This is a genomic window from Nocardioides sp. Arc9.136, assembly GCF_030506255.1.
In the GTDB taxonomy this organism is placed as follows: Bacteria; Actinomycetota; Actinomycetes; order Propionibacteriales; family Nocardioidaceae; genus Nocardioides.
Window position 1 is genome coordinate 839,487 of sequence record NZ_CP113431.1, and the last position, 13,997, is coordinate 853,483.

Sequence of the window (13,997 nt, forward strand, 5' to 3'; positions counted from 1 at the left end):
GCCCCGTCCCTCTGTCCGATCGTGGGTGACCGTCCGAGGGGTGAAGGCTGGCTCTGCAGTGCCGGGGCAAGATGTCGCCATGGTCGACGAGCAGCACGGACTGGTCTTCCCCAGCGACGACGAAGGTCGGCGCAGCACGACCGCGGTGGGTCGGGCGGTGGTGGCCGATGCGCTGGGCGCCGCCGACCCGGTGGGTGCCCGGGCGGCCGAGCGGGAGACGGCGTGGCGCGGGGAGTACCTGCAGTACTTCCGGCGGCTCGTCGAGGCCGGGCTCGGGGCACCCGAGGACGCGCTCGGCATCGCGCGGGCGGGGCTCGACTCGCTGCACGACCGGATGCGGGTGCTCGGCGAGGACGGCGAGGTCCCGCTGGCCGAGTGGCCGCGCGGGGCCCAGCGCTTCGAGCGCATCGAGGTGCCTGGAGCCGGAGAGCCGGTCGAGGAGCTCGTGCTCCCCTACCGCGGCGACCGGCTGCGTGGCGACGAGATCAGGCGCCAGGTCGACCGCTGGGTGGAGGCCGGCGTGGTCGAGCCGTCGGTGGTCGACGCGGTCGGCGCGGTGCTCGACAACCCCGACTGGCTCCGGCTCGAGGGGCACACCGTCGCGGTGGTCGGCGCCGCCTCGGAGATGGGTCCGCTGCAGGCGCTGACCCGGTGGGGCGCGCGGGTGGCGGCGGTCGACCTGCCCAAGGCCGGGCTCTGGGACCGCGTCGCGGACACCGCGAGCGCCGGCGCCGGCACGGTGGTGGCGCCGCGGGCAGCCGGCGGCGAGGACGGTACGCCCGGGGCGGACCTGCTCGCCGACGTACCGGCTCTGGCCGAGTGGCTGGCCGAGCAGCCGGGGACCCTGGTGGTCGGCAACTACGTGTACGCCGACGGCGCCACCAACGTCCGCGTCAGCACCGCCGTCGACGAGCTGAGCCGCCGCCTGCTGGGCAGCAGGGACGACGTCGCGCTGGCGTTCCTCGCCACGCCGACGGACGTGTTCGCGGTGCCGCGGGACGCGGTGGAGCAGGCGACCGAGCGGTACGAGACCCGGTCCCGGGCCGCCAAGACGCTCGGCCGACCCCTGCGCGCCGCATCGGGCGGACGGCTGCTGCGCCGCCCGTACGCGCCGGACTCCGACCCCGGCGTCAACGACTCGCTGGTGCCGCAGCAGGGCCCCAACTACGCGCTCGCCAAGCGGCTTCAGCGCTGGCGCGCGACGGTGGCCCGCCACGAGGGCGCGACCGTGTCGATGAACGTCGCGCCGCCGACCCGCACCCGCTCGGTGGTCAAGAACCGCGCCCTCGCCGCGGCGTACGCCGGCGCCCACCGCTTCGGCGTCGAGGTATTCGACCCTTCGACGTCGAACGTGCTGATGGCCGCGCTGCTGGTCCACGACCTGCACACCGGGGGAGGCCCGCGCCACGAGCACCCCTGGCAGGACGAGGCGTACGCCGCGGCGCACGGCGGCCTGTGGCGCACGGCCTACGCGCCGCGCAGCGCACTGGGGCTCGCGGCCGTGCTCGGGATGGGAGCGGCGCGCGGGTGAGCCGCGCCGCCGAGGAGACCAACCGGCGGCTGCTCCGGGCGCGGGACCTCATGGACCGCAGCTACGCCGAGCCGCTCGACGTGCCCACGCTGGCGCGGGTCGCGCACGTGTCGGAGTCCCACTTCATCCGCACTTTCCGCGCCGCCTTCGGGGAGACGCCGCACCGCTACCTCCAGCGCCGCCGGGTCGAGCGGGCGGCCTGGCTGCTGCGGACCACCGACCGGAGCGTGACCGAGATCTGCCTCGACGTCGGGTTCACGAGCCTCGGGACGTTCAGCCGGGTCTTCCGCGACATCATGGGCGAGACCCCGACCCAGCACCGCCGGCGCGGGCCGCTGGGGCCGGTGCCGAGCTGCTTCGCGAGGGCGTGGATGCGCCCGATCGGCTGAGCCGGCCAGCGCCCGACCAGGAGGGCGATTTCGGAGAAGCGCGCGGTCGGCGGCGGGCCCTAGGTTCGGCCGCATGATGAAACGACTGAACATCTCCGGCATCTACGTCCTCGACCAGGACCAGGCGCTCGACTTCTACGTCGGCAAGCTCGGCCTCGAGGTCGACAGCGACGTCGACCTCGGCTTCATGCGCTGGCTGACGATCCGCGTGCCCGGCGACCCGGACCGCAAGATCCTCCTCGAGCGGCCCGGCCCGCCGTCGATGGGCGAGGAGACCGCCGAGCAGGTGCGCGAGATGGTGAGCAAGGGCGCGGCCGGCGGCCACCTGTTCTTCGCCGTCGACGACGCGCACGCGACGTACGCCGAGCTGCAGGCGCGCGGCGTGGACCTCACCGAGGAGCCGACCGAGCAGGCGTACGGCATCGACTTCGGGCTGCGCGACCCCTTCGGCAACCACGTCCGGATCGCCCAGCTCAAGGAGGGCTGAGCCGAGGGCGTGGCGGCGGGCGACCTCACCCGCCGAGCAGGAAGCCGGTGAGGAACCCGGCGGCGCTGCCGAGGGCGACGAGCGGGCCGCCCTTGCCGAACGCCTCGGGCGCGAGCGTCGCGACGACCGAGGCCAGGACGGCGCCTGCGGCGAACGCGAGCGGGTAGGCGAGCGCCTCCGGCGAGGCACCGGCGAACACGAGCCGGCCCAGCACCACCGCGGCGGCGAGCAGGACGGTGGCGCCGGCCCACAGCGCCACGACCGAACGCGCGCTGCGGCCGCGGTCCTGCATCGTCCGGGCACCGGCCAGCGCCTCGGGGAAGTTGCTGACGAAGACGGCGACGAGCAGGGCGACGCTGCCGGAGCCGCTGAGCGAGACACCGAGCGCGGCGTTCTCCGGGATGCCGTCGAGGGTGACCCCGGCGAGCAGCGCCCAGCCGGCGACGGTGCCGCTGACGTACCGGTCGAGGAAGTAGTCGGCCGTGGTGAAGACCAGCGCCCCCGCCGCGAAGAGCAGCCCCGCACGCACCGGTCCGCCGTCGCGGTAGCTGGGCTCGAAGAGCTCGAAGGCCACGGACGCGATCAGCGCGCCCGCGGCGAAGGCGAGCGCAGCGGCGAGCAGGGGCTGGGGGACCCGCCAGCGGACGCCCACCAGGGCGCCGGCGGTGAGCGGCAGGGAGGCGCCGACGGCGTAGACGAGGAGGAGCAGCACGAGCGGTCGGTACCCGGGGCCGGTGCGCCTGCCCGGTCGACCGTCAGGCGTCCCGCACGTCCTCGGCCACGTCCTTGTCCCGGGCCGCACGGACGCAGGCGGCGACCAGGCGGGGGAGGTCCTGGGCGGGAACCAGGTCGGCGAGCCCGTCGGGCGAGGTGGGGAGCCCCAGGCGGTCGGCGCCCCGGGCGGCCAGGTCGTCGACGTACGGCGCGACATCGGGCCACACGCCCTGCACCTCGCGCAGGAAGATCGCCGCGCCGGCGGGGCCGATGCCCTTGAACTCCTGCAGCGCCTGCTCGATCGCAGCCGCGTCGTCGCACTTCTCGTGGAGCTTGCGCAGGTCCCCGGACCAGTCGTCGAGGACCTTGTCGGCGAGCTCGCCGAGCTGGGTGGAGGTCCGCTCGTCGTAGCGCCGGTAGCCGCTGCGGCCGAAGGCGGCGATGAGGGTACGACGCGGGGTGTCCCGGGTGCGGTCGGGTGTGGTGCAGCCGGCGTCGAGCAGCTCGCGGGCGGCGGCCACCGCGATGTCGGAGCTGATCCGCGCCGACAGCAGCAGGCTCAGCACCAGCAGCTGCCACAACGCCGCCGGCTTGTCGTCGAGGCTGATGCCGGCGTCCTCGGCGTACGTCGTGCCGTGCCGCTCGAGGAGAGCGGCGACGGTGTCGTGGTCGCGGTCGTGTCCGCGGTGGGAGCCGGCCATGCAGCGGCGGTACCCCGTCGCGGCCCGGACGCTCAGCCCGTCGCGATCACTCGACGGGGGCGGTCGGCGCGGGCGCCGACGGCACGGTCGACGGCGTGGGCGCCGGCGCCAGCGGGGTGGGCTCGACCGACGGCTCCTCGCTCGGCTCCTCGGTGGGCGCCTCCTCCGACGGCTCGCCGGTGGGCGCGGTGCCGTCGTCCGGCTCCGCCCCGTCGGAGGGGTTGCCCTGCTGGGGCGACTGGCCGGGATCCCGGTCGCCGTCGCGGTCGCCGCCGTCCTGCTCGGAGGACGACCCGCCACCGGTGATCCGGGTGATGGAGGTGCCGCCGTCCTTGTCGGACCCGCCGGTGTAGGAGGACACGGTGCGGCCGGTGAGCGCCTCGAAGGCGCTGATGACCACGACGACCACGAGGAAGAGCCCGGCGGCGGCGATGGCGATCCGCTTCCACGGCAGCCCCGCCAGCCGCTCGCGCCACCGGACGGGCTCGGCCGCGTCGGGCACCTCGCCCTGGTCGAGCATGTCGGCGGCCTCGGCCAGCTGCTGCTCGGCGCGCGACAGCCGGGAGGCGTCGTCGCGGCGGCTCGCGCGGCGTACCTCCGACTGCGCGGCGCCGACCTTGCTCAGGGCCTGCTCCTGGACCGCGGCGAGCTTCGCGCGGGAGCGGGCCAGCCCCTGGCTGTAGATCGCCGTGCCGACGGTCGCCGCGACGCTGCCCAGCGCGGCGCCGAGCAGCGTGCCGGCCGCGCCGAGGGTCGAGAGCAGCACCGCCGTCGTGATCGCAGCGAGCGCTCCGGCGATGGTCTTGAGCCAGTCGATGTCGAGCGCGGGTTCGGACCGGGTGGTGTCGTCGTCAGCCATCTCCTTCGACGGTACCGAGGACTCCGCGCCTCTCCGAACCGGCGACGGGTGAGGGACGTCACGGGCGCGGCGACTAGGTGAGAGCGGTCTTGGGTGTGACCGTGGACGGCGCTGCCGCCGGTCCAGACCGGGGCGGCGACCCATGCACCGACCTGGACCGCGCCGAGGCCCGTCACGTCGCCAGGTCTCACCGACACAGGAAGCAGAGACGGGCGCGGGAGACCCGAGCAGGACGCCCACCCCCTGGTGCACCACGCAGGGGAGCGGGCTTGGGGTGAAGCCGAGCAGCGCTCGGCCGGGCACGGCGCCCGAATCCGACAGGACCACTTCCGCAGGCGATCGCCGAGGAACGACCGTGAACCACGCCTTCACCGGCGCGCTGCTGCGCGCCCGTCTGCTGTTCGTCGCCCTGACCGCCGCGCTCACCCTGAGCCTCGCCGTCGGCGTCAGCCCCCTCTCACCCACCGCCAGCGCCGCCCCCGCCTCCAGCACGAGCGCGAGCACCGGCGACAAGGTCGACCAGCAGCCGACCGCACGGAAGAAGACCCGCAAGCACCGCCTCACCCGCGGCCAGAAGGTCCTGCGCGCCGTCCGCCGCCAGAACGGCGACGCCTACGCGTACGGCGCCGCCGGGCCGAACCGCTTCGACTGCTCGGGCCTGACCCAGTTCGTCTACCGCGTCGCCGCTGGCGAGCGGCTCCCGCACAACTCCGGCGCCCAGGTCGGCCGCACCCGCCGGATCAGCCGCGCCGCCGCCCGCCCCGGCGACCTGGTGTTCTTCCACGACGGCGGCGGCGTCTACCACGTCGCGGTGTACGCCGGCGGCAACCGCATCTGGCACGCCCCCGGCTCGGGCAAGCACGTCACCCGCGCGCAGATCTGGACCCGCAGCCACTTCTTCGGCCGGGTCCGCTGACCCCCGGCTGACCTCCGGCTGACCCCCGGGCCGGCGTACCGGTCACCGGGACGCCGCGGCGTACCCCTCCCCTCGGGCCTCGGATGATCCGAGGCCCGAGGTGCGTCGTACGGCAGGAGGACACATGGGTGCGGATCGACCGCTGCAGGGCAGGGTGGCGCTGGTGACCGGCGCCGGCCAGGGGGTCGGGCAGGGCATCGCGCTCGCGCTGGCGTCCGAGGGCGTCTCGGTCGCGGTCCTCGGCCGGACCCCCGAGAAGCTCGAGGAGACCTGCCGGCTCGTGCGCGACCGTGGCGTCGAGGCCGAGCCGTTCGCCTGCGACGTGGGGGACCACGAGCGGCTGCCGGAGGTCGTCGACGCCGTCGCCGCCCGGTTCGGGCGGCTCGACGTGCTGGTCAACAACGCCTACGCCGGCGCGCAGGGCAGGACGCTGCTGGAGCTGAGCGACCGCGCCTTCCGCAAGGGGTTCGAGACCGGCCCGTTCGCGGCGTTCGCGCTGATGCGGGCCGCCCACCCGCACCTGAAGGCGACCGGCGACGGCTCGATCGTCAACCTGGTCACCTCCGCGATGGTGCGCTGGGACCCCACGACGTACGGCGCGTACGCCGCGGCGAAGCAGGCCCTGCGGTCGCTGACCCGCACCGCCGCCGTCGAGTGGGCGCCCGACGGGATCCGGGTGAACTCCATCGCCCCGCACGCCCTCTCGCCCGGCCTGCAATGGTGGACCGAGAACAACCCGGAGGAGGCCCAGGAGTTCATCGCCACGATCCCGATGCGCCGCATCGGCGACCCCGAGCAGGACATCGGTCGCGCGGTCGTCGCCCTCGTCGGGCCCGACCTGCGCTACCTCACCGGCGCCACCGTGCCGCTCGACGGCGGGCAGGCGTTCTTCGGATGACCACCAGGACGGACCGGATGCAGCAGATGGACATGAGCACGCTGACCGACATCGCAGCGATCGAGCGGCTGAAGTACCGCTACCTGCGGTGCTTGGACACCAAGAGCTGGGACGGGTTCGCCGCCTGCTTCGCCGACGACGCGACCGCCGACTACAACGGGCTGGTCTTCGACGACCCCGACTCGGTCGTGGACTACATGCGCACCAACATGGGCGAGGGCGTGCTGACCCTGCACCAGGCCCACCACCCCGAGATCGACCTCGACCCCGAGGACCGCGACCGGGCCACCGGCACCTGGTACCTCCAGGACAGGGTCATCGTCGACGCCTACCGCTTCGCCCTCGAGGGTGGCGCGTTCTACACCGACACCTACGTGCGGACCGCCGACGGCTGGCGGATCCGGCACACCGGCTACCGCCGTACTTTCGAGCTCAAGCAGAACCTCGACGACCCCGCCGGCATCCGGGTCTACGGGCCCGGCAGGCCTCCCGGGCGCTGACCGGTCGGCGGGATGGTCCGGCACGGGCGGCGAGGCGGCGAGGGCGGCGAGGTAGTCACGGACTTTCCTGACCGTGACTACCCCGCCGGAGGTCGTTCTCGTCCGTGACCACCTCCGCGGGCGGCGACAGCACGCTGGTCCAGACCGGCGCGAACCCGCTGTAACACCTCGGACGCCAGGCGACAGGTGGAGGGTGAACAACCTTCCGGAACGTCGCCCGGCCCCGGTCCCCTGCGGGGGCTGGTCGACGGACCACCACGGAGGTCTGCCCGTCCTCGGTCCCCTGGGAGGACGTGCCGGTCCCCGACACGGAACGACGTCGGCCCGCCCTCGGTCCCCCCGGAGGGCGGGTCGACGTGTGTCCGGCCCCGGTGCCTTCTCCACAGGTCCCTGCGCCCGGTCGCCCGGTTGTCGGCGACGCCCGGCATGATCGACGCCTACAAAGCGTTGAGCAACGGTGATGCACACCGACGCCGACCGAGCGACCACCACCAGGCAGGAGGGCCCCGTGACGAGCTCACCCCTGCCCGACCTGGACGAGGAGATGGTCGGCCGGTCCTTCGACGCGGCGACCCTGGCGCGGGCGCAGTCCTACGTCGCGCAGGGCCGCGTCGAGGACGTCGTGGTGCGCTCCGACGACAGCGACGAGGTCGTGCTCTCGGCGGTCGTGCAGGGCACGGAGCCGCAGCCCTACGAGGTGGAGCTGTGCGCCGTCCGCGGAGCCGACCGGTGGGAGCTCTACAGCGACTGCACCTGCCCGGTGGGGGTCCGCTGCAAGCACGGGGCCGCGCTGGCGCTCGTCGTGAGCCGCCAGCGCGACGGCGGTGCGGCCGGGCCCGACGACGGGCCGGCGTGGAGCGAGCGGCTCGAGCGCGTGCTCAGCGAGCTCGACGGCGGCACGACCGGTGGCACGACCCAGCCCCTCGGCCTCGAGGTCTCCCTCGAGCGGCCGGGGGAGGGCGGTTCGGCCCACCGCAGGGCGCCGTCGTGGCAGGTGCAGGCGCGCCGGCCCTCGCTGCGGCTGCGGCCGCTGGGCAAGGGGGCCCGGGGGACGTGGGTCCGCCGCGGCGTCGGCTGGGACGACCTGACCAAGGTCTCCTACACGCGCACCTACGACCCCGACCAGCTCGCCCCGCTGCTCGAGCTCGCGGCCGCCCGCCGCTCGCCGCACTTCTACGGCTCGGGCGAGTCCCCGCTCGACGACTTCGGGCCGGGGCTCTGGGCGATGCTCGAGCGCGCCGTCGCCACCGGCGTCCAGCTGGTCGGCGGGGACGAGATCGGCTCGGTGGCCCTGCTCGGGCGGCCGCTGTCGCTCACGGCGGAGCTGCGTTCCGAGGGCGTCGCGGGTGACGACTCCTCGCCGGCCGAGCTGACCGTCGGCGTCTGGCACGCCGACCGCTGGTGGAGCAAGGACGAGCTCCTCGTCGTCGGGCGCCGCGGGCACGGCATCGGGCTGCTCGACGAGAAGACCGGCGACCTCGTGCTCGCCCCGCTCGACCGGTTGGTCCCCGAGGCCGTCCGGCGACTGCTGGAGACGCCTGACCCGCTGCGGATCCCCGCGACCCAGGGCTCGGTCTTCGTCGAGACCCACCTCCCGCGGCTGCGCCGGCACCTGCCGGTCGCCTCGACCGACGGCTCGGTGCCGCTGCCCCAGGAGGAGCCGCCCGCGCTGGTGCTCACCATCGCCTGGAAGGGGCCCGGCACCGCGGAGGTCTCCTGGGACTGGCGCTACCGCACCGGCGAGGAGGAACGGCGGGTCGCGCTGGACCCGTCCGCGTCCGCGTCCGCCGCCGTCCGCCGTCCCGAGCTGGAGCGTGCCCACCTGGCCCGCCTGGAGCTCGGCGGGACCGCCGACGAGCTGCTGCGGGCCGAGGACGGCACGCTGCTCGGCCGTCACGAGGTGCGCGGCAGCCGGCTGCTCACCCTCGTCGGCGAGGTGCTTCCCCGCCTGCGGGAGGACCCGCTCGTCGAGGTGGAGGACGTCGGCGTCCAGCCCGTCCACCGCGCCGCCGAGGCGGAGCCGGAGATCCGCTTCGAGCTCGACGAGGAAGGCGCCGGCGAGGGACGGGTCGACTGGCTCAGCCTGCGGGTCGTCATCGACGTCGACGGCGAGGAGGTCCCGCTCTCCTACCTGATCGAGGCGCTCACCGACACCCTGCGCCACGACGAGGACCTGGTGTTCCTCCCCAGCGGCCGGCACCTGCCCGCCGCGCACCCCGCGCTCACCCGGCTCGCGGAGGCCGTCCGCGCCGCCGAGGAGTTGGCCGAGCGCCAGGACCGCGACCGGATCGAGGTCGGCGCCGGCGACCTCGGCCTGTGGGGCGAGCTCGCGGAGATCGGCGTCGTCGACCGGCAGGCGGCCCAGTGGGTGGAGGCCGCCCAGGCGCTGCGCGGCCTGACCACGCTGCCCCAGGTGGACCCGCCGGGGATGGCGACCACGCTGCGGGAGTACCAGCTCGAGGGGTTCCGCTGGCTGGCCTTCCTCCACGACGCCGGCCTCGGCGGGATCCTCGCCGACGACATGGGCCTGGGCAAGACGCTGCAGACCCTCGCCCTGATCAGCCACGCCCGGTCCCGCGGGGCTGGCCCCTTCCTCGTCGTCGCCCCCACCAGCGTCGTCCCCGGCTGGGTGCGCGAGGCGGCCACGCACACGCCCGGGCTCGACGTCCGGGCGGTCACCTCGGGGCGGCGGCGGCGCGGGACGAGCCTCGCCGAGACGGTCGCCGGCGCGGACGTCGTCGTCACGACGTACACGCTGCTGCGCCTGGAGTCGGCCGAGTACGCCGCGCTCCCGTGGGGCGGCACGGTCCTCGACGAGGCGCAGCAGGTCAAGAACCACCAGGGCAAGACCTACCAGGCGGTCCGGCTCGTCGACGCGCCGTTCCGGCTGGCCCTGACCGGCACCCCGTTCGAGAACCGGCTGATGGAGCTGTGGTCCCTGCTCTCCATCGTCGCGCCCGGCCTCTACCCGTGGCCGCGCAAGTTCGCCGAGCTGGTCGCGAACCCGGTGGAGAAGCAGGGCGACGAGGGCGCGCTGCGCCGCTTCCGCACCCGCATCCGCCCCTTCCTGCTGCGCCGCACCAAGGAGCTGGTGGCGGCCGACCTGCCGCCCAAGCAGGAGCAGGTGCTCGACGTCGCCCTGGGCGCCAAGCACCGCAAGGTGTACGACGCGCACCTGCAGCGCGAGCGGCAGCACATCCTGGGCCTGATCGCCGAGGACTTCGCGGCCAACCGGGTGGCGATCTTCAGCTCGCTCACCAAGCTGCGCCAGCTGAGCCTCGACCCGGCGCTGGTCGACCCCGAGCTGGACGCGGTCGGCTCGGCCAAGATCGACCTGCTCGTCGACCACCTGCGCGAGCTCGCCGACGAGGGCCACCGGGCGCTGGTCTTCAGCCAGTTCACGAGCTTCCTGGCCCGGGTGCGCAGCCGCCTGGACGCGGAGGGCCTCGGCCACGTCTACCTCGACGGCCGGACCCGCGACCGCGACGCGGTCATCGAGGAGTTCCGGCAGGGCGACGCGCCGGCGTTCCTCATCAGCCTCAAGGCCGGCGGTGTCGGGCTCACCCTGACCGAGGCGACGTACGTCTTCGTCCTCGACCCGTGGTGGAACCCCGCCACCGAGGCGCAGGCCGTCGACCGGGCCCACCGGATCGGCCAGCACCAGCCGGTGACGGTCTACCGGCTGGTCGCCAGCGACACCATCGAGGAGAAGGTGATGGAGCTGAAGTCGCGCAAGGCCGCGCTGTTCGCGCAGGTCGTGGACGGCGACGGCGCCATGTCCGGGGCGGTCACCGCCGAGGACGTCCGGGCCCTGCTCGGCGACTGAGCCCCGGACCGGCGGGCCGGCGGTCGCGGGTCAGCGGTCGACGACCTCGCGCCGGTCGTCGGGCAGCCGGCGGGTGCGGCCGGTGCGGTCCAGGTGCTCGAGCAGGGGCAGCACCACCCGGCGCGACGTGCCCAGCCGCTGCCGTGCCTCGCTGGTGGTGAACGGCTGGGGCAGCTCGCGCAGCCGCTCGACGGCGGCGGCGTCGGCGCCGGGGAGCAGCACGACGTTCGGGGCGAGCCGGAGCAGGCGGCCGGCCTTCGCCGCGGCGGCGGTACGCCGCGCGTCGAGGCCGAGCGCGGCCAGCCGGTCGGCGGGCGGTGCGGCGAAGGGGTCCTCGGCGAGGTCGGCGGCGAGATCGGCGAGCGCCCGCTCCAGCTCGGCCGGCAGGCCGGGAGCGGCGGCACCGGTGACCACGCGCCCGCCGGCCACCAGCGGCGCGACCGCCGCGACCACGGCGGCGGGCACGCCGAGCCGCTCGGCGACGGCGGGCACCGGGACGCCCCGGTCGAGCGGGTGGGCGGTGTCATGGCGACCCACCAGCTCGACCACCTCGCGGGCGAGCGCGGCCGCGCGCGCCGCCGAGACCAGGGTGCCGTCTGCCTCGACCGCGCCGGCGGGCAGGGGAGCGGTGGGGACGCCCAGGCGGTCCAGCAGCCCGACCGCCACGAGTCCGCGCCGCTCCAGCTCGCCGGTCAGGTCGGGTGCGGGGGAGACCTCGCCCAGCACGCGGGCCCGAGCGGCCGCGGCGCCGCGGCGGTCCAGCGGCGGCGGCTCGGGATCGAGCACCCGCACGCCCCAGACCCGGCGCGAGCCCGGGTCGCGGAGCAGCGCCCGGTCACCGACCCGGAAGGGCACCGCGCGCGGCAGCGAGAGCCGCACGAGCGCGCCGTCGTCCCCGGCCAGGGGGCGGGACCGCACCGCGAACGACGCGGCGCCCACGTGCAGCACCGGCCGCTCCGGCATCCGGCCCTCGCCCGCGACCCGCACGTCGACGACCGTCGAGGGGTGGAAGGCGCCGGGGGTCACCAGCACGCTGTCGCGGTCGATGCGGTCCAGGCCGTCCCCGCTGAGGTTGAGCGCCACGCGGGCCACGCCCGCGGCCGCGTCGACCCCGGCGCCGAGGGACTGGACGCCTCGCACGCGGACCGGCCCGCTCGGCCCGTCGGGCCACAGCTCGAGCACGTCGCCGCGACGCACCGTCCCCGCCGGCAGGGTGCCGGTCACCACCGTCCCGGCACCGGTGATGGTGAAGCGCCGGTCGACCCACAGCCGCACGTCGGCGGCCGGGTCGGGAGCCGGAAGCGCCCGCACCAGCGTGGCGAGGTGCCCCCGCAGCTCGTCGAGCCCGGAGCCGGTGCGCGCGCTGACCGGCACCACGGGTGCGCCGGCGAGCGTCGTGCGGTCGACCTCCGCGCGGGCGCGCTCGACCATCGGTGCGGGGTCGGCCAGGTCGGCGCGCGTCACGGCGACGACGCCGTGCGCGACGCCCAGGGCGTCGAGGGCGGCGAGGTGCTCGGCGGCCTGCGGCATCCACGGGTCGTCGGCCGCGACGACCAGGAGCGCTGCGGGGACCGGGCCGATGCCGGCCAGCATGGTGGTGACGAACCGTTCGTGGCCCGGGACGTCGACGAACGCGACGTCCTCCCCGCCGAGGTCGGTCCAGGCGTAACCGAGCTGGATGGACAGCCCGCGCGAGCGCTCCTCGGCGAGCCGGTCGGGCTCCATCCCGGTGAGGGCGTGGACGAGGGTGGACTTGCCGTGGTCGACGTGACCGGCCGTGGCGACGACGTGCACGCCGTCAGCCCGCCACGCGGCGTACGGCGGCGGCGAGCTGCTCGTCGTCGGCCGGGTCGACCGCGACGAGGTCGAGCAGGAGCCGGCCGCGCTCGACGCGCCCCACGACCGGCAGGGTGGCGTCGCGCCGCAGCGGCTCGGCCAGCGCGGCGGGCAGCGCGACGGCGGCCGAGGGCAGCTCGACCCCGGGCGCTCCGCCGCCGCCGACGGCGGCCGTCGAGTCCACCGCCTCCGCGCGGCCGCCAGGCACCTCGCCGATCGCGGCGGCCAGCGCCGCCGCACGCGCACGCAGGGCGGCCGGGTCGGAGGCCAGCGCGGCGGCGACCGGCGGGACCGGTCCCGTCAGCGTCGCCTCGAGCGCCGCCAGGGTCAGCTTGTCGACCCGCAGGGCCCGCGCGAACGGGTGCCGCCGCAGCGACTCCACCAGGTCCGCCCGCCCCAGCAGCAGCCCGGCCTGCGGACCGCCGAGCAGCTTGTCGCCGGAGGCGGTGACCAGGTCCGCGCCCTCCCGCAGCGCGGCGGCCGCGCTGGGCTCGTCCGGCAGCCGCGGGTGCGGCGCGAGCAGCCCCGAGCCGATGTCCACGACCACCGGCACGGGCAGGGTCGCCAGCTCCCGGACGCCCACGGAGGAGGTGAAGCCGGTGACGAGGAAGTTCGACGGGTGCACCTTGAGCACGAAGGCCACGTCGTCGTCGACCGCCGCCTCGTAGTCGGCCAGCCGCACCCGGTTGGTCGTCCCGACCTCCCGCAGCCGGGCGCCGACCGACTCCAGCAGCTCGGGGATCCGGAACCCGTCGCCGATCTCGACCAGCTCGCCGCGGGCGATGACGACGTCGCGGTCCATCGCCAGCGCGCACGTCACCAGGGCCAGCGCGGCGGCGCCGTTGTTGACCACGTGCACGCCGCCCGCGTCCGGCACCGCCGCGGCGAGCGCCGACGTCGCGGAGCGACCGCGCCGTCCACGCCGCCCCGTGGCGAGGTCCAGCTCGACGTCGGTGGCGCCCGCGGCGACGGCCAGCGCGGCCACGGCCGCGCCGGAGAGCGGCGCCCGGCCGAGGTTGGTGTGCACCACGACGCCGGTGGCGTTGAGGACGCGCCGCAGGGCGGTGGCGTGCGCCGGCAGCGCCGCGTGCGCGGCGGCCGGGACGTCCTCGGGCGCGACCTCGCCGGCGCGGCACCGCTCCAGGGCCCCCGCGACGACCCGCTTGACGATCGTGTCGCCCAGCCGCTCCCGCGCCTCGGCGAGCAGCGGGTCGGCCAGGACGACGTCGGTGCGCGGCGTACGTCGTCGCGGGTCCTCGCTGTGCACCTGCTCAGCATGCCCGAGAGGCCCGAACACCCGACCGGGTGAGGCCGTGCCCGGCCCCGGCCGTCGCCCGCCT

At 75.8% G+C, this 13,997-nt stretch carries 12 protein-coding genes; 7 read left to right on the forward strand and 5 right to left on the reverse strand.

Annotated features, from left to right (window positions below):
- Nucleotides 1–79: 79 nt before the first annotated feature.
- From OSR43_RS03980 to OSR43_RS03990, 3 genes are all read left to right on the forward strand, one after another.
- Entirely contained in the window at nt 80–1,531 is a 1,452-nt protein-coding gene (locus tag OSR43_RS03980) for a hypothetical protein (RefSeq protein ID WP_302269738.1), read from the forward strand.
- Entirely contained in the window at nt 1,528–1,920 is a 393-nt protein-coding gene (locus OSR43_RS03985; RefSeq protein WP_302269739.1) for a helix-turn-helix domain-containing protein, read from the forward strand. Before OSR43_RS03980 ends, OSR43_RS03985 begins: the two co-directional genes overlap by 4 nt.
- 73 nt (nt 1,921–1,993) lie before the next feature.
- Nucleotides 1,994–2,407: a VOC family protein gene (locus tag OSR43_RS03990; RefSeq protein ID WP_302269740.1), complete on the forward strand. Its 414-nt coding sequence runs from the start codon at nt 1,994–1,996 to the stop codon at nt 2,405–2,407.
- A 25-nt stretch (nt 2,408–2,432) separates the two neighbouring features.
- On the opposite strand, the gene OSR43_RS03995 is transcribed toward OSR43_RS03990, so the two are convergent.
- Genes OSR43_RS03995 through OSR43_RS04005 form a run of 3 tightly spaced genes read right to left on the reverse strand, consistent with a single transcriptional unit; the run spans nt 2,433 to nt 4,681 of the window.
- Nucleotides 2,433–3,119, reverse strand: coding sequence for a ZIP family metal transporter (locus tag OSR43_RS03995; protein ID WP_302269741.1), 687 nt, complete (start codon nt 3,117–3,119; stop codon nt 2,433–2,435).
- A gap of 43 nt (nt 3,120–3,162) precedes the next feature.
- A complete protein-coding gene (locus OSR43_RS04000) occupies nt 3,163–3,822 on the reverse strand; it encodes an endonuclease (RefSeq protein ID WP_302269742.1) in 660 nt (219 codons plus the stop codon).
- Between the two features lie 46 nt (nt 3,823–3,868).
- Nucleotides 3,869–4,681 (reverse strand): hypothetical protein, encoded by an 813-nt coding sequence (locus OSR43_RS04005; protein WP_302269743.1) that lies wholly within the window; start codon nt 4,679–4,681, stop codon nt 3,869–3,871.
- A 355-nt stretch (nt 4,682–5,036) separates the two neighbouring features.
- On the opposite strand from OSR43_RS04005, the gene OSR43_RS04010 reads away from it, so the two are divergent.
- From OSR43_RS04010 to OSR43_RS04025, 4 genes are all read left to right on the forward strand, one after another.
- The gene (locus OSR43_RS04010) at nt 5,037–5,597 is read left to right on the forward strand and encodes a C40 family peptidase (protein ID WP_302269744.1); all 561 of its coding nucleotides are present in this window, start codon (nt 5,037–5,039) and stop codon (nt 5,595–5,597) included.
- Between the two features lie 124 nt (nt 5,598–5,721).
- Nucleotides 5,722–6,495, forward strand: coding sequence for an SDR family NAD(P)-dependent oxidoreductase (locus tag OSR43_RS04015; RefSeq protein WP_302269745.1), 774 nt, complete (start codon nt 5,722–5,724; stop codon nt 6,493–6,495).
- Nucleotides 6,492–6,995: a nuclear transport factor 2 family protein gene (locus OSR43_RS04020; protein ID WP_302269746.1), complete on the forward strand. Its 504-nt coding sequence runs from the start codon at nt 6,492–6,494 to the stop codon at nt 6,993–6,995. Before OSR43_RS04015 ends, OSR43_RS04020 begins: the two co-directional genes overlap by 4 nt.
- 508 nt (nt 6,996–7,503) lie before the next feature.
- Entirely contained in the window at nt 7,504–10,821 is a 3,318-nt protein-coding gene (locus tag OSR43_RS04025) for a DEAD/DEAH box helicase (RefSeq protein WP_302269747.1), read from the forward strand.
- Between the two features lie 30 nt (nt 10,822–10,851).
- Here OSR43_RS04025 and selB read toward each other — a convergent pair whose 3' ends face one another.
- Both selB and selA read right to left on the reverse strand, forming a co-directional pair.
- The gene (selB, locus tag OSR43_RS04030; protein WP_302269749.1) at nt 10,852–12,615 is read right to left on the reverse strand and encodes a selenocysteine-specific translation elongation factor; all 1,764 of its coding nucleotides are present in this window, start codon (nt 12,613–12,615) and stop codon (nt 10,852–10,854) included.
- A 4-nt stretch (nt 12,616–12,619) separates the two neighbouring features.
- Complete coding sequence (gene selA, locus OSR43_RS04035; protein ID WP_302269750.1) at nt 12,620–13,924, reverse strand: L-seryl-tRNA(Sec) selenium transferase; 1,305 nt, start codon at nt 13,922–13,924, stop codon at nt 12,620–12,622.
- Between the last annotated feature and the right edge of the window lie 73 nt (nt 13,925–13,997).